At 61.4% G+C, this 19,693-nt stretch carries 20 protein-coding genes and 1 tRNA gene; 17 read left to right on the top strand and 4 right to left on the bottom strand.

Annotated features, from left to right (window positions below; genetic code table 11):
* Position 1: 1 nt before the first annotated feature.
* The 15 genes from PRI8871_RS05430 to PRI8871_RS05360 all read left to right on the top strand — a co-directional run bounded on the left by PRI8871_RS05430 (position 2) and on the right by PRI8871_RS05360 (position 14,364).
* Positions 2 to 796, top strand: coding sequence for an SDR family NAD(P)-dependent oxidoreductase (locus PRI8871_RS05430; RefSeq protein ID WP_108885128.1), 795 nt, complete (start codon positions 2 to 4; stop codon positions 794 to 796).
* Positions 797 to 799: 3 nt separating this feature from the next.
* The gene (locus PRI8871_RS05425) at positions 800 to 1,729 is read left to right on the top strand and encodes a 3-hydroxyacyl-CoA dehydrogenase family protein (protein WP_219928997.1); all 930 of its coding nucleotides are present in this window, start codon (positions 800 to 802) and stop codon (positions 1,727 to 1,729) included.
* A gap of 54 nt (positions 1,730 to 1,783) precedes the next feature.
* Positions 1,784 to 3,055: an ABC transporter substrate-binding protein gene (locus PRI8871_RS05420; RefSeq protein ID WP_108885127.1), complete on the top strand. Its 1,272-nt coding sequence runs from the start codon at positions 1,784 to 1,786 to the stop codon at positions 3,053 to 3,055.
* A gap of 52 nt (positions 3,056 to 3,107) precedes the next feature.
* Positions 3,108 to 3,836 (top strand): ABC transporter ATP-binding protein, encoded by a 729-nt coding sequence (locus tag PRI8871_RS05415; protein WP_108885126.1) that lies wholly within the window; start codon positions 3,108 to 3,110, stop codon positions 3,834 to 3,836.
* On the top strand, positions 3,829 to 4,536 hold the full coding sequence (locus PRI8871_RS05410; RefSeq protein WP_108885125.1) for an ABC transporter ATP-binding protein: 708 nt from the start codon (positions 3,829 to 3,831) through the stop codon (positions 4,534 to 4,536). The genes PRI8871_RS05415 and PRI8871_RS05410 overlap by 8 nt, the downstream gene beginning before the upstream one ends.
* Before the next feature lies 1 nt (position 4,537).
* The gene (locus PRI8871_RS05405; protein ID WP_108885124.1) at positions 4,538 to 5,401 is read left to right on the top strand and encodes a branched-chain amino acid ABC transporter permease; all 864 of its coding nucleotides are present in this window, start codon (positions 4,538 to 4,540) and stop codon (positions 5,399 to 5,401) included.
* Positions 5,398 to 6,426, top strand: coding sequence for a branched-chain amino acid ABC transporter permease (locus PRI8871_RS05400; protein ID WP_108885123.1), 1,029 nt, complete (start codon positions 5,398 to 5,400; stop codon positions 6,424 to 6,426). The genes PRI8871_RS05405 and PRI8871_RS05400 overlap by 4 nt, the downstream gene beginning before the upstream one ends.
* 2 nt (positions 6,427 to 6,428) lie before the next feature.
* Positions 6,429 to 7,358, top strand: coding sequence for a 3,5-dioxohexanoate:acetyl-CoA acetone transferase (gene kce, locus PRI8871_RS05395; protein WP_108885122.1), 930 nt, complete (start codon positions 6,429 to 6,431; stop codon positions 7,356 to 7,358).
* Between the two features lie 112 nt (positions 7,359 to 7,470).
* Positions 7,471 to 8,457: a TRAP transporter substrate-binding protein gene (locus PRI8871_RS05390; RefSeq protein WP_108885121.1), complete on the top strand. Its 987-nt coding sequence runs from the start codon at positions 7,471 to 7,473 to the stop codon at positions 8,455 to 8,457.
* 58 nt (positions 8,458 to 8,515) lie between these two features.
* Positions 8,516 to 9,025: a TRAP transporter small permease gene (locus tag PRI8871_RS19770; protein WP_108885120.1), complete on the top strand. Its 510-nt coding sequence runs from the start codon at positions 8,516 to 8,518 to the stop codon at positions 9,023 to 9,025.
* Entirely contained in the window at positions 9,022 to 10,320 is a 1,299-nt protein-coding gene (locus tag PRI8871_RS05380) for a TRAP transporter large permease (RefSeq protein ID WP_219928996.1), read from the top strand. The genes PRI8871_RS19770 and PRI8871_RS05380 overlap by 4 nt, the downstream gene beginning before the upstream one ends.
* Before the next feature lie 8 nt (positions 10,321 to 10,328).
* On the top strand, positions 10,329 to 11,255 hold the full coding sequence (locus PRI8871_RS05375) for a D-2-hydroxyacid dehydrogenase (RefSeq protein ID WP_108885118.1): 927 nt from the start codon (positions 10,329 to 10,331) through the stop codon (positions 11,253 to 11,255).
* Positions 11,252 to 12,415, top strand: coding sequence for a M24 family metallopeptidase (locus tag PRI8871_RS05370; protein ID WP_108885117.1), 1,164 nt, complete (start codon positions 11,252 to 11,254; stop codon positions 12,413 to 12,415). Before PRI8871_RS05375 ends, PRI8871_RS05370 begins: the two co-directional genes overlap by 4 nt.
* Positions 12,416 to 12,426: 11 nt before the next feature.
* On the top strand, positions 12,427 to 13,392 hold the full coding sequence (locus PRI8871_RS05365; protein WP_108885116.1) for an amidohydrolase family protein: 966 nt from the start codon (positions 12,427 to 12,429) through the stop codon (positions 13,390 to 13,392).
* 30 nt (positions 13,393 to 13,422) lie between these two features.
* Positions 13,423 to 14,364 (top strand): alpha/beta hydrolase, encoded by a 942-nt coding sequence (locus tag PRI8871_RS05360; RefSeq protein ID WP_108885115.1) that lies wholly within the window; start codon positions 13,423 to 13,425, stop codon positions 14,362 to 14,364.
* 219 nt (positions 14,365 to 14,583) lie between these two features.
* On the opposite strand, the gene PRI8871_RS05355 is transcribed toward PRI8871_RS05360, so the two are convergent.
* From PRI8871_RS05355 to PRI8871_RS05345, 3 genes are all read right to left on the bottom strand, one after another.
* A tRNA-Leu gene (locus tag PRI8871_RS05355) sits at positions 14,584 to 14,670 on the bottom strand.
* Positions 14,671 to 14,737: 67 nt separating this feature from the next.
* Positions 14,738 to 15,538 (bottom strand): metallophosphoesterase family protein, encoded by an 801-nt coding sequence (locus PRI8871_RS05350; RefSeq protein ID WP_108885114.1) that lies wholly within the window; start codon positions 15,536 to 15,538, stop codon positions 14,738 to 14,740.
* Entirely contained in the window at positions 15,535 to 16,470 is a 936-nt protein-coding gene (locus tag PRI8871_RS05345) for a diacylglycerol/lipid kinase family protein (RefSeq protein ID WP_108885113.1), read from the bottom strand. The genes PRI8871_RS05350 and PRI8871_RS05345 overlap by 4 nt, the downstream gene beginning before the upstream one ends.
* A 115-nt stretch (positions 16,471 to 16,585) precedes the next feature.
* Here PRI8871_RS05345 and lipB point away from each other — a divergent pair, with 115 nt between their 5' ends.
* Positions 16,586 to 17,239: a lipoyl(octanoyl) transferase LipB gene (gene lipB, locus PRI8871_RS05340; protein WP_108885219.1), complete on the top strand. Its 654-nt coding sequence runs from the start codon at positions 16,586 to 16,588 to the stop codon at positions 17,237 to 17,239.
* On the opposite strand, the gene PRI8871_RS05335 is transcribed toward lipB, so the two are convergent.
* Entirely contained in the window at positions 17,230 to 17,442 is a 213-nt protein-coding gene (locus PRI8871_RS05335) for a hypothetical protein (protein ID WP_108885112.1), read from the bottom strand. The two genes, lipB and PRI8871_RS05335, sit on opposite strands and share 10 nt — an antisense overlap.
* Before the next feature lie 480 nt (positions 17,443 to 17,922).
* Here PRI8871_RS05335 and ctaD point away from each other — a divergent pair, with 480 nt between their 5' ends.
* Positions 17,923 to 19,596 (top strand): cytochrome c oxidase subunit I, encoded by a 1,674-nt coding sequence (gene ctaD, locus PRI8871_RS05330; protein WP_108885111.1) that lies wholly within the window; start codon positions 17,923 to 17,925, stop codon positions 19,594 to 19,596.
* The last annotated feature ends 97 nt before the right edge of the window (positions 19,597 to 19,693 follow it).

Genomic DNA, 19,693 nt, shown 5'->3' with positions numbered 1-19,693 from the left:
TATGTCCCTGACCAACCCGCTTTCGATGTTTGATGTTTCGGGCAAAACCGCCCTGATTACAGGGGCTTCCGGTGCCTTTGGCATGGTTGCCGCCCGCGTTCTGGCTGGCGCTGGCTGCAAGCTTGTGCTGGCGGCCGGGTCTGCCGATGCGCTGAAGGACATCGCCGATGAGTGCCGCGAGATCGGCACAGACGTGACCGAGGTCAACGCCCGCCCCAGCGATGAAGCCGCCTGCGAGGCGATGGTGGCCGAAGTGGTCAAAGCCTATGGCGCGCTGGACATCCTTGTCGTTGCCAGCGGCATGAACAAGGTCGCCAAGATCGACGAAATGGCTCCCGAGACCTTCACCAGCGTCATGGATGCCAACGTCACGCAATCGTGGCTGCTTGCCCGCGCGGCCACCCGCCAGATGAAGGCGCAAGGCACCGGAGGCAAGATCGTGTTGGTGTCGAGCGCGCGCGGCCTTCTGGGCCATCCCGCGGGCTACACCGCCTATTGCGCCTCGAAGGCTGCGGTTGACGGGATCACCAAGGCGCTTGGTTGCGAGCTTGGCCCGACGGGCATCACCGTCAACGCCATCGCGCCCACCGTGTTCCGCAGCCCGCTGACAGCGTGGATGTTCGAAGACACCGATCAGGCCAAAACCGTCCGCGACGGGTTCCTGACCCGCGTGCCCAAAGGCCGCTTGGGCGAGCCTGAAGATCTGGCCGGACCACTGCTTTTCCTGTCGTCCAAAGCCAGCGATTTTTACACCGGGCATATTCTATATGCCGACGGTGGCTATACGGCGGGTTAAACCATGGTGGCCAAGAACCAACAGATGGCCGTGATCGGCGCAGGGCTTATGGGGCATGGCATTGCGCTGACCCTAGCCCGCGCCGGGCAATATGTGGCCATCACCGACCCCTTCCCCGAGGCCCGCGCCGCCGTGTCTGGCCGTATCCGCGACAGCCTGCGCCTGATGGGCGAAAGCGATGAACGGATTGCCAAGATCCTGAAAAAGGTCGAGATTTTCGACACGGTCGAAGGGACAGTCAAAAACGCTGCCGTGGTTTTTGAAGCCGCGCCGGAAAAAATGGCGCTGAAGCAGTCGATCTTTGCCGAGGTCGAGGCCCACGCGCCCGATACCTGCATTCTGGCCTCCAACACCTCGGTCATGCCGATCACCGAGATCATGAGCGGGCTGCGCCTGAAAGACCGCGCGCTTGGCACCCATTGGTGGAACCCGCCGCATATGATCCCGCTGGTTGAGGTGATCCGCACCGAATGGACCTCAGGCGCCGCAATGGACACGATGATGGCCCTATTGGCCGATGCGGGCAAAACGCCGGTGCGGGTGGAAAAGGACGTACCGGGCTTTATTGGCAACCGGATGCAGCACGCCCTTTGGCGTGAAGCGATCAGTCTGGTGGAGCGCGGCATTTGCGACGCGGAAGCCGTTGATACCGTGGTGAAATCCTGCTTTGGCCGCCGCCTTTCGGTGCTTGGTCCGTTGGAAAACGCCGATCTGGTCGGCACCGATCTGACGCTGGATATTCACAACACGGTTCTGGCCGATCTGGAGGATCGCCGCGGCCCCTCGCCCTATCTTGAGGCGCTGGTGGCAGATGGCAAGCTGGGCATGAAATCCGGCGAAGGATTCCGCACTTGGACGCCCGAAGAGGCTGCAAAAGTGCGCAATCGGGTGACAACGCACCTGACCAAACTCGAAGGCATCTTGAAGGACTGACGACCCCCGTGCCGGGGCACGGCACATCGTTCTGATTTTCGGAGGGAGGACCAAATGACGAAACAACCCTTGAACCGCCGCAGCTTTCTTGCGGGCACCAGCGCTTTGCTGGCGGCCCCGGCGATCTTGCACAGCAGCCGCGCCTATGCCGCGACGCCGACACTGAAAGTCGGCCATGTCAGCCCGCGCACCGGCCCGCTTGCCGGGTTTGCCGAGGCCGATGACTATGTGCTTGAGGCCATTCAAACCGCCTTTTCGGGCGGGATTGAAAACAACGGCAAGGCATGGAACATCGAGATCATCTCGAAGGACAGCCAGTCGAACCCGAACCGCGCTGCCGAAGTGGCCGCCGACCTGATCCTTGGCGATGAGGTGGATATCATCGTTGCCGCCTCGACCCCCGATACCGTCAACCCGGTGTCCGATCAGGCCGAAATCAACGAAGTACCCTGCATCACCACCGACTGCCCGTGGCAGCCCTATTTCTTTGGCCGCAATGGCGTGCCGGGTCAGGGGTTTGCCAGCACCTACCACTTCTTCTGGGGCCTAGAGGATGTGATCGGCGCGTTCCTTGATATGTGGGACAAGTCGGGCGTTGCCAAAAAGGTCGGCGGGTTGTTCCCGAACGACGCAGATGGCAATGCTTGGGGCCACCCCGAACTGGGCCTGCCCAAGCCGCTGGCGGCGGCAGGCTATGACCTGCTTGATCCGGGCCGCTATCAGCCGCTCACCGACGATTTTTCGAACTATATCAATGCGTTCAAGGACGCAGGCTGCGAAATCGTCACCGGCAATATGATCCCGCCGGACTTTGGCACCTTCTGGAGCCAAGCCGCCCAACAGGGCTTCAACCCCAAGGTCGTGACCATCGGCAAGGCGCTGCTGTTCCCGTCGGTGATTGAATCGCTAGGGGATCGCGGCAACGGGCTGTCGTCCGAGGTCTGGTGGTCGCCGAACCATCCGTTCAACTCGTCCCTGACCGGGGCCAGCGCCGCCGAACTGGCCAATGGTTACACCGCCGCGTCGGGCCGTCCGTGGACCCAGCCGATCGGCTTTAAACACGCGTTGTTCGAAGTCGTGGCCGATGTCATCGCCCGCGCCGAGGATCTGGAAGATCCAGAAGCCATCGTTTCGGCCATCGCCGCCACCAACGTCGAAACCATCGTTGGCCCGGTGAACTGGGCGAATGGGCCGATCAACAACGTGACCAAGACGCCGCTTGTTGCGGGTCAGTGGCAGAAAGAGGGCGACGCCTTCGATCTGAAAATCGTCGCCAATTCTTCGGCGCCGCATATTCCGCTGACAGGCGAATTGGCACTGCTGTGATGCAAACCGGCGGCGCCGCAACTGGCGCCGCCACGCCGACCACGGGGGCGAAATGAGCTCAATACTGAAATTAGATGGCCTGTCGCGGTCCTTCGGGGCGGTCACGGTGGCCGATAGCCTTAGCTATGAATTGGCCCAAGGCGAAGCGCTTGGCGTGATCGGGCCGAACGGGGCCGGCAAGACCTCGATGTTCAACCTGATCACCGGCACCTTGTCGCCGGACGCGGGCCGGGTGGAGTTTGCCGGGCGCGATGTGACCTCGCAGAGCGCGGCCAGCCGCAGCCGCATGGGCATTGCCCGCAGCTTTCAGGTGCCGCAGCCGTTTTCCGGTCTGACGGTGTTCGAAAACGCGATGATCGCGGCGACGCAATCGGCGGGCCTGACCGGGCATGAGGCCGAAACCCTGTGCCTGACCGTGCTGGACCAGACCGAGTTGTTGAACAAAGCCAATAAGTTGGCAGGCGGACTGACCCTGCTTGACCGCAAGCGGCTGGAACTGACGCGCGCGCTATGTGCGAAACCGAAACTGCTGTTGCTGGACGAAATCGCGGGCGGTCTGACCGAGGCCGAATGCAAATCCCTGGTGCAGACCATTCGCGACATTCACGCCAGCGGCGTGTCGATCATCTGGATCGAACATGTTGTGCATGCCCTGCTGGCCGTGGTCGAACGTCTGGTCGTGATCGACTTTGGCCGCAAGATCGCCGAGGGCGACCCGCATGAGGTGATGGACAGCCGCGAGGTCAAGGAAATCTATCTGGGGATCGAAGCCGATGCCTGAACCCATTCTAAACACCCGCGGCCTGACGGCATTTTACAAGGATTTCCAAGCCCTTTACGGGGTGGATCTGAGCGTCGATCAAGGCGAAGTTCTGGCCATCATCGGGGCCAATGGCGCGGGCAAATCCACGCTTTTGCGCTCCATTGCCGGGCTGATGCGCAACGGGGCCGATCAGATCGCCTTCAAAGGCCAGCCCATCGGGGCGCTGCGGGCCGATCAGGTCGCCGCGCTTGGCATCGCCTTGGTGCCCGAGGGGCGGCAATTGTTTCCCTCGCTTTCGGTCGAGGAAAACCTGCTGATCGGCGGGCGGATCAAACGCCCCGGCCCTTGGTCGCTTGAGGCGGTCTATAAGCTGTTCCCGATCCTCAAGGAACGCCGCAATCAGGCCAGCACGTCCCTGTCGGGCGGCCAACAACAGATGGTGGCGATTGGCCGGGCGCTGATGTCGAACCCGGATCTGATCCTGTTCGACGAAATCAGCCTTGGGCTGGCACCGATCATCATCAAAGACATCTACGACGCCCTGCCCGGCATCGTCGGCGGCGGCATGAGCGCGGTGATCGTGGAACAAGATATCAGCAAGGCGCTGTCGGTCTCATCGCGGGTCTACTGCCTGCAAGAAGGCCGCGTGTCGCTGGAAGGCGCAACGGGCGAAATTTCCCGCGAAGCGATTTCGCGCGCCTATTTCGGGGTAGAATAAGATGGATTGGCTAAACGCAATCGTACAAGGCACCTTGCTGGGCGGGCTTTATGCCCTGTTCGCGGCGGGGCTTAGCCTGATTTTCGGGGTCATGCGGCTGGTGAATATCGCCCATGGCGACCTGATCGTTCTGGCCGCCTATCTGGGGCTGACCACAACCGTCGCACTTGGGGTGCATCCGCTTTTGGCGCTGATTGTCGTGGTGCCTGCCATGGCGGCGATTGGCTATGCGCTGCAACGGGGCATTCTGAACCAGACGCTGGGCGACGATCTATTGCCGCCCCTGCTGGTGACTTTCGGGATCTCGGTGATCCTGCAAAACGCGCTGCTTGAAGTCTACACCGCCGATCCGCAGAAAATGAACGCAGGCGCACTGGAAACCGCCAGTTTCGATCTGGGGGGGCTGACGCTGGGCTGGTTGCCGGTTCTGACCATGCTTGTGGCCATAGCGGTGATCGCAGGCCTGCAATGGGTGTTCTACCGCACGCCCCTTGGCCGCGCCTTCCGTGCAACGTCAGACAACCAAGACATCGCCCAGTTGATGGGCCTGAACAAAGCGCATGTCTTCGGCCTTGCCATGGCGCTGGCGCTGGCAGTCACGGCGATTGCGGGGCTGTTCCTTGGCATCCGCACCAGCTTTGACCCGTCGATCGGCGGGGGCCGCCTGATCTTTGGCTTTGAGGCGGTGATCATCGGCGGCTTGGGCAACCTTTGGGGCACCTTGGCAGGCGGCGTGATCCTGGGCGTGGCCCAGACCATCGGCGCCAAGATTGATCCGGGCTGGCAGCTATTGGCCGGGCATATCGTGTTTCTTCTGATCCTGGCCGTGCGTCCCAATGGCCTGTTCCCGAGGGTAGCGGCATGAACCTGAACGATTATTCCGTCACGCGCACCACCCGCGAAGCCCGCATTGCCGCCCTGATCGGCGTTGTGGTGATGGCCGCCCTGATTGCCGCGCCCTGGTGGGCGGGCCGCGCCGATATGCGCCTGCTGAGCGAGCTGTTCCTCTATCTGGCGCTGGCCAGCCTGTGGAACCTGATGGCAGGCTATGCGGGGCTTGTTTCGGTCGGGCAGCAGGCCTTTGTTGGATTGGGCGGTTATATGCTGTTTGCCCTGACGATGTTCGCAGGCCTGCATCCCATCGTGGCGATTGGCCTGTCGGGGGTGATCGCAGCGGCGGTGTCGATCCCGGTGGCGGCGCTATTGTTCCGCCTGCGGGGCGCCTATTTCGCCATTGGCACATGGGTCATGGCCGAGGTGTTCCGTCTGGTCTTTGCCCAGATCAGCGCGCTTGGCGGCGGGTCGGGGTCATCCCTGCCGGTCGATATCGTCAAGTCGCTGGCCGCATCGCGCAGCGGACGCGAAGCCCTTAGCTATTGGCTGGCGCTAGCGGCGGCGGCTGGCGTGGTGGCAGCGGTCTATCTGTTCCTGCGGTCGCGCAAGGGGCTGGCCCTGACCGCCATCCGCGACAATGAACTGGCGGCCGGATCGCTGGGCATCGATATCCTGCGCGCCAAGTTTCTGGTCTATGTCGTCACAGCCGCGATGACCGCCATGGTCGGCGGGCTGATCTTTCTGCAAAAGCTGCGGATTTCGCCCGATGCCGCCTTCAGCGTCAATGACTGGACGGCTTTCGTGATCTTTATCGTCGTCATCGGCGGCATTGGCACCATCGAAGGGCCGATCATCGGCACCCTGATCTTCTTCGCCCTGCGTGAAACGCTGGCCGACCTTGGCACCACCTATCTGCTGGTGCTTGGGGCCGTGGCCATCGTCGTCATGCTGAAAGCGCCCAAAGGCGTCTGGGGCTTCATTCGCAACCGTTTTGATCTGCAACTTTTCCCGCTCGGATTTCGTGTCCGGTTCCCGGAAAAGCGCAAAGGAGACTAACCATGGCCAAACAAAAGACCGTCATCACCTGCGCGGTGACCGGGGCGATCCACACGCCCACCATGTCGGACGCCCTGCCCTATACCTATGACGATATCGCCACCCAGGCGATTGACGCCGCCGAAGCGGGCGCGTCGATCCTGCACCTGCATGCGCGCAACAATGAAACCGGCGCGCCCTCGGTCGATCCTGAGGATTTCAAGCCCTTCCTTGGCCGGATCAAGCAGGCCACTGATGCGGTGGTGAATATCTCGACCGGCGGGTCGCTGACCCTGTCCATTCAGGACCGGATCAACCCCGCCGCGACCTTCAGCGCCGAAATGTGTTCGATGAACATGGGTTCGATGAACTTCAGCTTTCATCCGCTGGCCAAACGCTATGACGATTGGAAGTTCGATTGGGAAAAGGACTATGTCGCCAATTCCGACGGCAACATCTTCCGCAACACCTTCCGCGATATCAAAGAGGCCGCAACCACGCTGGCCCCGCATGACATCAAGTTCGAACATGAATGCTATGACGTTGGGCATCTTTATAACCTGAAGTTCTGCGTAGATATCGGCCTGTTCAAAGCGCCGATCTTTATTCAGTTCGTCATGGGCATTCTTGGCGGCATCGGCGCGGATATCGAGAACCTGGTCTTCATGAAAAAGACCGCCGACAAACTGTTTGGCGACAGCTATCGCTGGTCGGTTCTGGCCGCAGGGTCGGCGCAGACCCCGCTGGCGGCGGCGGCGGCCCAGATGGGCGGCCATGTGCGCGTCGGGCTTGAGGACAGCCTGTTCATCAGCCGCGGCGTGCTGGCCGAAAGCAATGCGCAGCAGGTCGCGAAGGTGCGCAAGATCATTGAAGAACTGGGGTGTGAGGTCGCAACCCCAGACGAGGCCCGCGAGATTCTGGGCCTGAAGGGGGGCGACCGCGTCAACTTCTGACGCTCTGCCAATCGCGAATACCGAAACACCCGCGCGAAGGGGTTTGCGCGGGCATGGGTGGAGTTTGTCCACCGCCAAGGCGGCGTGACCGCCAATTCTGGGAGGAACTGAAATGACATTGAAATCAACCATCGCCGCAGCCGCGCTGATGACCGGCCTGATGGCCGGGGGCGCGTGGGCCGAAACGCTGAAGGTCACCACCTTCCTGCCGCCGGTCCACACCTTCGTGACCGCGATCAAGGAATGGGGCAACGAGCTGTCGGAAAAATCCGGCGGAGAGCTTCAGCTCGAAGTGTTCCCCGCCGCCCAGCTTGGCCCGCCGCCGCGCCAGTTTGATCTGGTCCGCTCGGGCGGTGCCGATATCGCGATCTTCCTGCACGCGCTGACGCCGGGACGGTTCCCGATGACCGAATTGGCGGGCCTGCCGTTGACGCACCCGGCCCAAGGCGATGCCAGCGCGATTTCCTCGCGTCGTCTGACGGAACTAGCGCCGGAATATCTGGCGGCGGAACATGGTGGCACGCGCATTCTGTGGATGGCCGTCACGCCGCCACTGAAGGTCAATCTGGCCAAGTCCGACCCCAGCAATCTGGACAACCTGAAGGGCCTGCGCATCCGCTATGCCGGGTCAACCTGGCAGCAGATCATCGAAGCGCTTGGCGCGGCCCCAGTGCCGGTTCCGCCTGCCGAAACTGCCGATGCCATGGGCAAAGGCGTGGTGGACGGTGCCACCTTCCCGTTCGAGGCCACCAAAGCCTTCGATCTGGGTCCGGTTACCGACTATTCGATGGAGCCGGGTCTGGCATCCGCGACCTTTGCCGTGGTCATGAGCGATGCCGCCTACAACCGCCTGTCGCCCGAGCTGCAAAAGCTGGTGGATGAAACCACCGGCCCCGACCGCGCCGCTTGGTTCGGATCGAAATGGGACGCAGGCGAAGCCGAAGGCCGTGCCTACATGGTCGAAGCAGGGGTGAACATCGTTCAACTGGATGACGCACAGATCGGAACGCTCAGGGAAGTATTCTCGTCCATTTCCGATGCTGCGTTGAAGACGGCGGGTGACGCCGGTGCAGGTTTCCTGAGCGCCTACACCAAGTGACCCACCAAGTGCCGGTCCGCTGCTGCGGCGGACCGGCACCCTTTCAAAAGGCCCAAACATGACACTCCGCCCCGCCAAACCCGATTTAATCACCCGTGCCGCCCATGGGCTGGCCTGCCTGTCGCTTGTGGTCATGATGCTGACCGTTGTGGGCGATGTGGTCTTGCGGGCCGTGTTCAACATGCCGCTGCAAGGCGCCTATGACATCGTCAGCATCGCCCTGCTGTTCATGACCTTTTTCGGCATCATCCCGGTGGTCGCCGCCCGAGGCGAGATCTTGATTGACCTGATCGACGCCGTCCTGCCCCCGCGCGGGTTGCAAGGGCTAGGCATCGTGGCCGCCCTGACCGGCGTTGTGCTGTTTGCCTTCCTGACGTGGTCGATGATCCAGCCCGCGCTGGACGCGTGGCAATGGGGCGAGCGTTCGCTAGAGCTGGGCATTCCCAAATGGCCGCTGTGGCTGGTCGCCTTTGCCGGGCTGATCGGCATCTTCTGGGCCTATGTTTTGCAATTGCGCAGCGCGTTTCAGCGCCCTGCCGCCACCCCCGACGAGGAGCACGCGCTATGAGCAGCTTTGCACTAGGACTTGGTGGTATCGGTGTCATGCTGGCGATGCTGTTCCTGCGCCAACCGGTCTGGCTGGCCTTGGGTGTGATCGGCATTGGCGGAAACTGGGCGCTGAACGGGCTGATGGCGTCGAAATTCGTGGCTGGCACCACCATGTTTGACGTGGCCTCAAACTATAACCTGTCGGTTATCCCGTTGTTCATTCTGATGGGTGAAATCGCCACCGGGTCACGCATGTCGGCTGAGCTGTTCAACGCCGCCCGCGTGATGCTGTCGGGGCTGCGCGGGGGATTGGGCATTGCCACACTGGCCGCATCGGGCGCCTTCGGTGCGATCTGCGGCAGTTCGGTTGCGACCGCCGCCAGCATGACGCGCATCGCCATGCCGGAAATGGGCCGCGCGGGCTATGACACCGGCTATTCGGCGGCAACCGTCGCTGCGGGCGGATCGCTTGGCATTCTGATCCCGCCGTCGATCATTCTGGTGATCTATGGCTCAATCACCGAAACCTCGGTGGCGCGGCTGTTCGCGGCCTCGATGCTGCCGGGCATCCTGCTGATGCTGCTATATGTGGCGGTCGCGATGATCGTGGCGGGCAAAGGCGGCGCGGCCCCGACCGAACGCCCCGCCAGCCTGCGTGAACGCCTTGCCGCGCTGCGCAAGCCCTGGCAATTCGGGCTGCTGTTCCTGCTGACCATCGGCGGCATCTACGCGGGTCTGTTCAGCCCGACCGAGGCCGCATCGATCGGCGCTTTCGGCGCAATCGTGCTCGGCGCATGGAAAGGCGGGCTGACGCTGGACGGGTTGGTGCAGGCGATCAAATCAAGCGTCGCCGTGTCCTGCGCCCTGTTCATGATCATCGTCGGCGCGACGCTGTTTTCCAACTTCGTGGTGCAAACCCGCCTGCCCGATACGCTGCTGGGCTTGGCCGAAAACGCCGGGATGTCGGCCTTTATGGTGATGACGCTGATCGTGGTGATCTACATCGTTCTGGGCTGTTTTCTGGAAGGCATCGGCATGGTGCTGATCACGGTTCCGGTCTTCCTGCCCATCGTCGTGGGCTATGGGTTTGACCCGATCTGGTTCGGCGTTCTGGTGGCGCTGTTGGTTGAGCTTGGGCTGATCACGCCGCCCGTCGGTATGAACCTGTTCATCATCCGCGCCCAAGTGCCGGACGTTCCGATGAAGGCGCTCTATTCGGCGATCCTGCCCTTTCTGGCCGCGCCGATTGTTCTGATCGTGCTGCTGTTCATCGCGCCTGCGATTGCGCTGTGGCTGCCGAACCTTCTGTACTGAGGTATGACATGAGCATTTTGATCTTTGACTCCGAAGCCGCGTTCTATGCCCGGCACATCACGGCGGCCCACCCGGATTTGACCATCCGCACCGCCACCACCGAGGATGAGGCGCTGGCCCATGCCGCTGACACCACGGCGATCATCGGGCTTGCGCCCTATCTGTCACCGCGCCTGCTGGATGCCGCGCCGGGGCTTGAGTGGGTACAGGCGCTGACCACGGGCGTTGACAATCTGCTGGGGCGCAAAGGGCTGGCGATCACCAATTGCCGGGGCATCCACGGGCCGCAAATGACCGAATTGGCGTTGATGCTGACGCTGGCCTGTCTGCGCGATCTGCCCGGCACACTGGCCAATCAGGCCGCCCATGTCTGGCAACGCAAGCCGCAATCGCTGCTATCGGGGAAAACCGTTTGCGTGCTAGGGCTTGGCGCGATTGCCGAACATATGGCGGGCGTGCTGAAAGCCATGGGCGTGCGCTTGACCGGCGTCTCTGGCGGGCGGACCGAGGCCCCCGGCTTTGACAAGATCTACGCCCGCGCGGATCTGGCCCAAGCCGCCGCCGAGGCCGATATTCTGATCGTGCTGACCCCCTATAGCGCCGCCACGCATCACATCGTAGACGCCGAGGTTTTGGCGGCAATGAAACCCAGCGCCTATTTGGTCAACATCGCCCGTGGCGGCTGTGTCGATGAGGACGCGCTGGCCGATGCGCTGCGGTCGGGCAGCATTGCGGGCGCGGCGCTGGATGTCTTTGCCCGCTCGCCCTTGAAGCCTGATGACCCGGTTTGGGATCTGCCGAACCTGATCATCACGCCCCATATCGGCGGCTTTGCCGATGTCTATCACGAACAGGCCCTACCGATCCTTCAGGCCCATGTGGCCGAATACGCCCGTGGCGGCGTGGCGGCTCTTACCGAAAGGCTGGATACATGACGAACTCTCCGATCTCTGATGCCGAGCTGGAACGGCGCTGGTCTGTCACGCGCAAGGTGATGGCCGATCTGGGGCTGGATGCCCTGATCTGCCAAGCGCGCGAAGACTGGATTGGCGGCTATGTGCGCTGGCTGACGGATGTGCCTGCCAACAATGGCTATCCGCGCACGGTGGTGTTTTTCCCCGACCGGCCCATGACCATCGTCGAAATGGGCGCCTTTGAAACGGATCGCCCTGCGGCGCCCGGTGACCGGGCCACGCGCGGGGTTGGGCGCACGCTTGGCACGCCGTCGTTCCATTCGGTCAGCTACACCATCGATTATGACACCGAATTGGTGGTTCAGGCGCTGAACGATGCCGGAGCAAAGCGGATTGGCCTGCTGTGCCCCGCCGCCCTGCCCCATGGGTTGATGACTGGCCTTTCGGCATTTGACTGCGTCGATGCGACCGAGGCGCTGGACATCGCCAAGGCCCCCAAAAGCCCCGAGGAAATCACGCTGATCCGCCAGACCGCCGCTTTGCAAGATCAGGTCTTTGCCGAGGTCTGCGACTTCATCCGCCCCGGCCTGACCGACCGGGATGTGGCGGCCTATGCCGAAGGTGTGGGGCGTAGGCTTGGGTCGGATCAGGGGATCTATCTTGGCCTGTCGGCTCCGATGGGATCGCCGTCGCGGTTCATGAACCGGCCCTTCCAGACCCGCAGCTTGCAGCAGGGCGATCATATGTCGATGCTGATCGAGGTGAACGGCCCCGGCGGTCTTTATCTGGAAATCGCCCGCACGATGGTTCTGGGCAAAGCCGATGATCACCTGTTGCAAGCCTTTGAAAACGTTCGCGCGGCGCAGGATCATACGCTATCGCTGATGCGCCCCGGCGCGATGCCTGCCGATATCGCCGCCGCCCATGATACGTGGATGATGGAGCATGGCCTGCCGCCCGAGACGCGCCTTTATGCCCATGGGCAGGGCTGCGAAATGGTCGAACGCCCGCTGATCCGCCGGGATGAAACCATGCCGCTGGCCGAAAACATGTGCCTAGCGGTGCACCCCGGATATGATGATGGCCGCGTCTTTGCCGTCATCTGCGACAACTACCTTGTGACAGAAAATGGCGTCAGCGATTGTCTGCACAAAACAGAAAAGAAAATCTTCGAACTATGAAGGACCGACACATGACCAAGACCCCGAAGATTGCTCTGGAAGAGCATTTCATGCATCCCGACTTCTTCGACTATTTCGGCAAGACCTCGGGCAATATCAGCCCGGCGCTGTTCGGCAAAGCCCGCGAGGCGCTGCTGGATTTCGGCGAACGTCGTCTGGCCGCGATGGATGTAATCGGCGTGGAAAAGTCGGTTCTGTCGCTGGCAGGCCCCGGCGTTCAGGCCGAAAAGCGCACCGAAACGGCGGTGAGTTTGGCCCGCAAGGCCAATGATTTTCTGGCCGAGGAAATGGCCAAACAGCCCAACCGTTACGGCGGCTTTGCGCATCTGGCCATGCAAGACCCGGCAGAGGCCGCGAATGAGTTGGAACGCTGCGTGCGCGATCTGGGCATGCAGGGCGCGATGATCAACGGGCAGACGGGCGGCACCTATCTGGATGATGACCGCTATGCCCCGTTCTGGGAACGCGCCTCGGATCTGGGGGTGCCGGTCTATATCCACCCCAACAACCCACCCGAACAGGTGCATATGTACAATGACCACCCCGAACTTTGGGGGCCGGTCTGGTCTTGGACGGTGGAAACCGCGACCCATGCGCTGCGGCTGGTGTTTTCCGGCACCTTTGACCGCTATCCCAACGCCAAACTGATCCTTGGGCACTTGGGCGAAACCCTGCCCTATCTGCTATGGCGTCTTGATAGCCGCTGGGAGATTTCGAACCGCGGCGAGATGCGCCTGAACAAGGCCCCGTCCGCCTATTTCCGCGAAAACGTCTGGATGACCACATCTGGCATGTGCGCAGATGCGCCGCTGCGCTGTGCGCTGGATATGGCAGGCGCGGACCGCGTTCTGTTTTCCGTAGACTACCCGTTCGAACGGCCCGAGGAAGCCGGCGAATGGATCGAAGCCGCCCCGCTTAGCGACGAAGAGCGTCGCATGGTCTGCTACGACAACGCGGCCAATTTGCTGGGGCTGTAACGCCTTCATATTGTCATAAGGAGGAATGACATGACGATGACGTCCAAGCTGGTCGCTGCGACCGGCCTCTTTTGGCTTGCCTGCACATCGGTTGGTGCGCAGGTGGCCAACACGCCCGAAATCGCGGCCAAACTGCCCGAACTGGGCAGCGAGTTGAGCCGCGAAATGGTTGGTGGCACCATGGGGCTGTATAAGCCCCTGCATGCCGCCGACACCGGTGCCGGTGTTACGGTGCTGGCCGATCAGACCTATGGCGAGCATGACCGCAACCGGCTTGATCTTTACCTGCCAGAAGGCGCAACCGGCCCTGTGCCGGTGGTGGTCTTTGTCCATGGCGGCGGGTTCGTGCGCGGCGACAAGGGCGATGTGTCCAACATCGGGCGCTATCTGGCCCGCGCGGGCTATGCGGCGGCGCTGATCAACTACCGCTTTGCGCCTGACAACCAGTGGCCCTCGGGCGCGCAGGATCTGGCGGCGGCGTTGGGCTGGTTGCAGGACAATGCCTCGGCCAATGGATTGGATGCGGGTCGCATTGTAATCGCGGGCAATTCCGCCGGATCGATGCATGTGGCCGACTACACTTTCCGCGAAGAGCTGCAAAATGTCGAAGACGGCGTGGTTGGTGCGATCCTGATCTCGCCGCCCACGGTGGACCTGACCGCCCGCGAGGTCGATCCGGCCCGCGACGCGCTGTACTATGGCACGGATGGAGACCGGTCGGCGCAATCAGTGGTGACGGCGGTGGACGGGCGTAAGATCCCTGTTCTGGTGGGCTATGCTCAGAACGAACCGGCGGTCATCAGCGACCAGACCCGCCTGTTGATCGAGGCGCTGAACACCCGCGATAGCCGCCTGCCCCTGATCGCGTCGGCCCCCGGTCACAACCACATTTCGATTGTCGAACATATCGGCACCGCCGACGAAACGCTTGGCCCGCAACTGCTGACATTCATTAGCGGCGTCACGCAGTAAACACAGACTATTCCCTGAACTGGCAGGCCCGCGCGGCCTGCCTTTTTATTTTCAGATCATAGGGTTGCGATGGGGTATAACACCCAAGCAGCGGGATAAACTTCCGAAAACCGCAGTGATTTTTTGAAAGGCACGTTTGCGCCAAAGGGACAAAGGCCAACAGGCCTGCCACGCCGCGCACCACAGAATGCGTAAAGGGTTCAAATTGTCTGGGATAGTTGGTGCGGTCGAGAAGACTCGAACTTCCACTCCGGTTAAGGAACAGCGACCTCAACGCTGCGCGTCTACCAATTCCGCCACGACCGCACTGTCTAGCGTGTGGGGCGTATACTGGCTGCCGCCAGCGATGAAAAGAGGAAAAATTCCGCTTGGTTCAAATTCCTTTACGGCTGCGCCACATCCCGGCGGGTTTGTAGAAAGCGCTGCGGGAAATGCAGCGAAATTCGGTCTGTTTGCCCTCGGCGGCGTGGCGTTCGATTTGCACGGCCTGGCCGGAAAGGATTAACAGGTTCAGGTCGTTGGGGTGCCCGCGCAGCCGCGATGACAGGCCGGTGCCCGCCTGCACCAACAAAACGCCACCCGCCGTGCGCACGGGCGAGACGCGCCAGACGTGCATGTGGCCGCATAGGATAATGTCCGTCCCACAATCGCGCAGCTGCATCAAGGCCGATGCTGCGCCAAGCATGGGCGTTTTTTGTGCCCCTTCGCCCTGTTCGGGTGGATGGTGCATGACGGCAATGGCCAGCCCTTGGCCGTCTGGGCGCTCAAAGGCGCGGGCAAGCCGGGCAAGGCTAGAGCTGCGCAAGGCCCCGCGCTGCCACGCCTTGGGATCGACGGTGTTCACCCCCACCACCGGGCCGCTGGCCACCTGCACCACCTGCTCTGTCGCCGGACTGATATGGCGCTTGAACGGCAAGAATGGATGCAGCAGCCGCATCAGCGGATTGAAGAACGGAATGTCATGATTGCCCGGAACGCATAAAAGCGGCGCTTCGATCCGGTCCAGAAACCGGCGGGCCTGCCTGAATTGGCGGGTGCGGGCGCGTTGGGTCAAATCCCCCGAGACCACCACCAAATCGGCCTTTAACCCGTTGATGTGTGACAACAAAGGCTCATGCAGTTCGGGCCGGTCGCGGCCGAAATGCAGGTCGGAGATATGGACGATCCGCGTCATGCACTGTTCAGCCGCGGCGCGATCACCTGAAGCCGGTTGCGGGCCACGCCAAACCGGAACGGGCCGCGCATCAACATGCGTTCGCCATCCATGGCGACGGTGCGTTCGCTGCGGCGGGTGGTGATTTCGACGTCATCGCCGCAGAATAGCATGAAATCGCGGGTTTCCTGCATCCCGTTGCCCGCCAGCCGCAAAGCCCGTGTCAGCAAGGCCGCACGCGACATCCTTGGCGCAACAAACACCGCCAGTTTCCCGTCGCGCACCTGGTCGGCCCCTGCCAGCCCGAAGGACTCCAATTGGTATGCGCTGCGGGCGACAAAGATCAGCGGGGTTTTCAAGTGATGCGTTTGACCATCGACCGTCAGATCCACGCGCATGGATTTGCGGAAGGTCAGAAAGGTGCGCAGCACGCTCCAATGCGCGGCAATCCGGCTGCGGCCCCAGCGTTTATACGTGCCCTCGCGCTGTTTCAGCACCTCAGGATAAAGCCCAAGGTTGGCGTTGTTCAAAAAGACCTGCCCGTTCACATGACCCACGGGAAAATCACGGGTGTGGCCTTCGGCGATCAGGTCAATCGCCCGATCTACATCCAGCGGGATACCAAGCCCCCGCGCCACATAGTTAAACGTGCCTTGCGGCAAGATGCCCATCGTGGCGCCCGTGCCCTGAAGCGCCGAGGCCACGCCGGTGATCGTGCCATCACCGCCAGCCGCGACCACCGTATCGAAAGACGCGCCCACGGCATCGGAAACGATCCGGCGCAGGTTGCTTCCCTGCTCCAAGACACGCAATTCAAACCGAATGCGATTGCTGCGGCTGGCGCGATCGACGGCCGCGCGAACCTGATCATGATTGGCCGTGCCGGATCGGCTGTTCAGAAGAACACACACATTCCGGTTCGGGCGGACTTTGGGAGAGTAGAACGTTTCCATATCTGAGAAACGCAATACGTCGCCTTCGGTTCCAAGGATTTTGCTGCAAACGCACTATTCCCCGAGGACAAAACCTGATAGCCCCAAGGCCCACAGACGCAATCGGATGTTTGGCATGGTGGAATGGATCACAACCGACGGGCTGACCTCGTATGAGGATGCCTTGCAGTTTATGGAAGACCGCGCCGCGAAAATCGCCGCAGGAGAAGCCGAAGAATGCATTTGGCTGATCGAACATCCCCCGCTTTACACCGCAGGCACCAGCGCCAAGCGCGAAGATCTGACCGACCCGGACCGGTTTCCGGTTTATGACACGCGGCGCGGCGGGCAATATACCTATCACGGGCCGGGCCAACGGGTGGTCTATGTCATGCTGGACGTGGGCAAGCGCGGCAAGGACGTGCGGCGCTTTGTTGAGATGCTAGAGGAATGGGTGATCGCCACATTGGGCGAATTCAACCTGAACGGCCATATCCGCGAAGGGCGCGTCGGCGTCTGGATCGAACGGCCCGACCGGCCTAAGACGATCACCGGGAAAGTGGCCGAGGATAAAATCGCCGCCATCGGCATTCGCCTGCGCAAATGGGTCAGCTTTCACGGCATTTCGATCAACGTCGAACCAGAGCTTGAGCATTTCACCGGCATCGTGCCCTGCGGGATTACGGAATATGGCGTAACGAGCCTTGTCGATCTGGGCCTGCCCGTCACCATGGATGATCTGGACGTCGCGCTGCGCCGCCAATTCGATGAGGTCTTTAATCAGGCCTGACGCCGCGCGCCGAAGACGTGGAACAGAATGTTTTCGCGGGCAATACCGCGGGCGGCGAGATCTGCATCGGACATGGCACGCAATCGCACGACCTCATTGGCCAAAGCCTGCTGGCGGTCATCAAAAGGCGTCTGAAGCAGCTTGGCAAAACGCTGGCGCAGGTTGCGGCGTTCCAGAAGGTAGCTTTGGTCAAAATAGGCCATCAGAGGTATCCTTTCGGCGAAAACCAGTGCAATCGTTATGTCTGCAACTTTCGCCGAGGCGGATTTGTTCCGCCAGTCTGGAAATAATGACCTTATCGCGGAAGATGAGCCTATGGTCGTAGAAATGGGCCACTTGCGGTGCGCTTTGGGCGGTTTGGACGGCAGACCGCATCCGCGCCGACACCGCAAAAGCACACGAAAATTCGACCTAACCCACTGTAAAAAAATACTTTAAATCGACACTGCGCGAAAACACCTTGGGCATTTTAACGCCCATTTCAAGTCCAGACGCGCCCGGCCACCCCGCCGAACACCAGCGTTTTGGCCGAGTTTTGCCGACGGACTGCGACAAAATTGTTTGATCTGCGTCAAATCCGGCCATTGCCCGCTAGTTAGTCACATTCTAAAACCGCATCAGGACATCAGGGGCGCAAGGGATTCCTTCTTGCGCCCTATCAGTATCACCAGCAGGAGGCAGATATGGCAGACGCCGCCATTCATGGCCACGAACATGAAGACAACCGCGGGTTCTTTACCCGTTGGTTCATGTCGACCAACCACAAAGACATCGGGATCCTTTACCTGATCGTCTCGGCCCTCGCGGGCCTCGTATCGGTGACGTTCACCGTTTACATGCGACTGGAGCTTATGGATCCGGGCGTGCAGTTCATGTGCCTTGAAGGTGCACGTCTGTTCAGCGCCGGTGCCGAGGGCTGTACCCCGAACGGCCACCTGTGGAACGTTCTGATCACCGGCCACGGCATCTTGATGATGTTCTTCGTGGTTATTCCCGCCCTGTTCGGCGGGTTCGGCAACTACTTCATGCCGCTTCAGATCGGCGCGCCGGACATGGCGTTCCCGCGTATGAACAACCTGTCGTTCTGGCTGTACTTCGCCGGCACCACGCTGGCCGTATGTTCGGTTCTGTCGCCGGGCGGCAACGACCAGCTTGGTTCGGGTGTGGGCTGGGTTCTGTACCCGCCGCTGTCGACCTCGGAAGGCGGCTACTCGATGGATCTGGCGATCTTCGCCGTTCACGTTTCGGGTGCTTCGTCGATCCTTGGCGCGATCAACATCATCACCACCTTCCTGAACATGCGCGCACCGGGCATGACCCTGTTCAAAGTGCCGCTGTTCGCTTGGTCGGTGTTCATCACCGCATGGCTGATCCTTCTGTCGCTGCCGGTTCTGGCTGGCGCCATCACCATGCTGCTGACCGACCGTAACTTCGGCACCACCTTCTTCCAGCCTGCTGGCGGCGGTGACCCGATCCTGTATCAGCACATCCTGTGGTTCTTCGGCCACCCCGAAGTGTACATCGTGATCCTGCCGGGCTTTGGCCTTGTCAGCCACGTGTTCTCGACCTTCTCGCGAAAGCCGGTCTTTGGCTACCTGCCGATGGTCTGGGCACTTATCGCGATCGGCGCACTTGGCTTTGTCGTGTGGGCGCACCACATGTACACCGTTGGCATGTCGCTGACCCAGCAATCCTACTTCATGCTGGCCACGATGGTCATCGCGGTTCCGACCGGCGTTAAGATCTTCTCGTGGATTGCGACCATGTGGGGCGGCTCGGTTGAGTTCAAAACCCCGATGCTGTTCGCCTTCGGCTTCCTGATCCTGTTCACCATCGGTGGTGTGACCGGTATCGTTCTGTCGCAGGCTGGCGTGGACCGCGCGTATCACGACACCTACTACGTCGTTGCGCACTTCCACTATACCATGTCGATGGGTGCCGCCTTTACCATCTTTGCGGGGATCTACTTCTACCTGCCAAAGATGACAGGCCGTATGTACAACGAAACCCTGGGCAAGCTGCACTTCTGGATGTTCTTCATCGGTGTAAACGTGACGTTCTTCCCGCAGCACTTCCTGGGCCGTCAGGGCATGCCGCGTCGTTACATCGACTATCCTGAGGCATTCTCGCTGTGGAACGAAGTATCGTCGTGGGGCGCCCTGCTCTCCTTCGCATCGTTCCTGCTGTTCTTCGGCATTGTAATCCACACCGTTCTGGCTGGCCGCAAAGAGACCCGTCCGAACCCGTGGAACGAGTATGCAGACACTCTTGAGTGGACCCTGCCCTCGCCGCCGCCGGAGCACACCTTCGAAATCCTGCCCAAGCAGGAAGAGTGGGACAACAAGCACGCGCACTAAGCCTTGCTTGATCTGAGACACCGAAAAGGCCCCGGCATCGTCCGGGGCCTTTTTGCATCCGGGGGCGGTGCGTTTTGCCTTGCCAGACCGGGGCTTG

Source organism: Pseudoprimorskyibacter insulae, assembly GCF_900302505.1.
GTDB lineage: Bacteria > Pseudomonadota > Alphaproteobacteria > Rhodobacterales > Rhodobacteraceae > Pseudoprimorskyibacter > Pseudoprimorskyibacter insulae.
Note: the sequence above shows the minus strand (reverse complement) of the source record. Positions and strands in the feature narration are given on the sequence as shown.

Bases quoted from the DNA above. Each gene is read 5' to 3' on its own strand.
- PRI8871_RS05365 (WP_108885116.1), top strand. From the start codon at position 12,427: ATGACCAAGACCCCGAAGATTGCTCTGGAAGAGCATTTCATGCATCCC.
- PRI8871_RS05430 (WP_108885128.1), top strand. From the start codon at position 2: ATGTCCCTGACCAACCCGCTTTCGATGTTTGATGTTTCGGGCAAAACC.
- PRI8871_RS05350 (WP_108885114.1), bottom strand. From the start codon at position 15,538: ATGACGCGGATCGTCCATATCTCCGACCTGCATTTCGGCCGCGACCGG.
- lipB (WP_108885219.1), top strand. From the start codon at position 16,586: ATGGTGGAATGGATCACAACCGACGGGCTGACCTCGTATGAGGATGCC.
- ctaD (WP_108885111.1), top strand. From the start codon at position 17,923: ATGGCAGACGCCGCCATTCATGGCCACGAACATGAAGACAACCGCGGG.
- PRI8871_RS05345 (WP_108885113.1), bottom strand. From the start codon at position 16,470: ATGGAAACGTTCTACTCTCCCAAAGTCCGCCCGAACCGGAATGTGTGT.
- PRI8871_RS05390 (WP_108885121.1), top strand. From the start codon at position 7,471: ATGACATTGAAATCAACCATCGCCGCAGCCGCGCTGATGACCGGCCTG.
- PRI8871_RS05360 (WP_108885115.1), top strand. From the start codon at position 13,423: ATGACGATGACGTCCAAGCTGGTCGCTGCGACCGGCCTCTTTTGGCTT.
- PRI8871_RS05375 (WP_108885118.1), top strand. From the start codon at position 10,329: ATGAGCATTTTGATCTTTGACTCCGAAGCCGCGTTCTATGCCCGGCAC.
- PRI8871_RS05425 (WP_219928997.1), top strand. From the start codon at position 800: ATGGTGGCCAAGAACCAACAGATGGCCGTGATCGGCGCAGGGCTTATG.
- PRI8871_RS05370 (WP_108885117.1), top strand. From the start codon at position 11,252: ATGACGAACTCTCCGATCTCTGATGCCGAGCTGGAACGGCGCTGGTCT.
- PRI8871_RS05335 (WP_108885112.1), bottom strand. From the start codon at position 17,442: ATGGCCTATTTTGACCAAAGCTACCTTCTGGAACGCCGCAACCTGCGC.
- PRI8871_RS05415 (WP_108885126.1), top strand. From the start codon at position 3,108: ATGAGCTCAATACTGAAATTAGATGGCCTGTCGCGGTCCTTCGGGGCG.
- PRI8871_RS05380 (WP_219928996.1), top strand. From the start codon at position 9,022: ATGAGCAGCTTTGCACTAGGACTTGGTGGTATCGGTGTCATGCTGGCG.
- PRI8871_RS05400 (WP_108885123.1), top strand. From the start codon at position 5,398: ATGAACCTGAACGATTATTCCGTCACGCGCACCACCCGCGAAGCCCGC.
- PRI8871_RS19770 (WP_108885120.1), top strand. From the start codon at position 8,516: ATGACACTCCGCCCCGCCAAACCCGATTTAATCACCCGTGCCGCCCAT.
- PRI8871_RS05420 (WP_108885127.1), top strand. From the start codon at position 1,784: ATGACGAAACAACCCTTGAACCGCCGCAGCTTTCTTGCGGGCACCAGC.
- PRI8871_RS05410 (WP_108885125.1), top strand. From the start codon at position 3,829: ATGCCTGAACCCATTCTAAACACCCGCGGCCTGACGGCATTTTACAAG.
- PRI8871_RS05405 (WP_108885124.1), top strand. From the start codon at position 4,538: ATGGATTGGCTAAACGCAATCGTACAAGGCACCTTGCTGGGCGGGCTT.
- kce (WP_108885122.1), top strand. From the start codon at position 6,429: ATGGCCAAACAAAAGACCGTCATCACCTGCGCGGTGACCGGGGCGATC.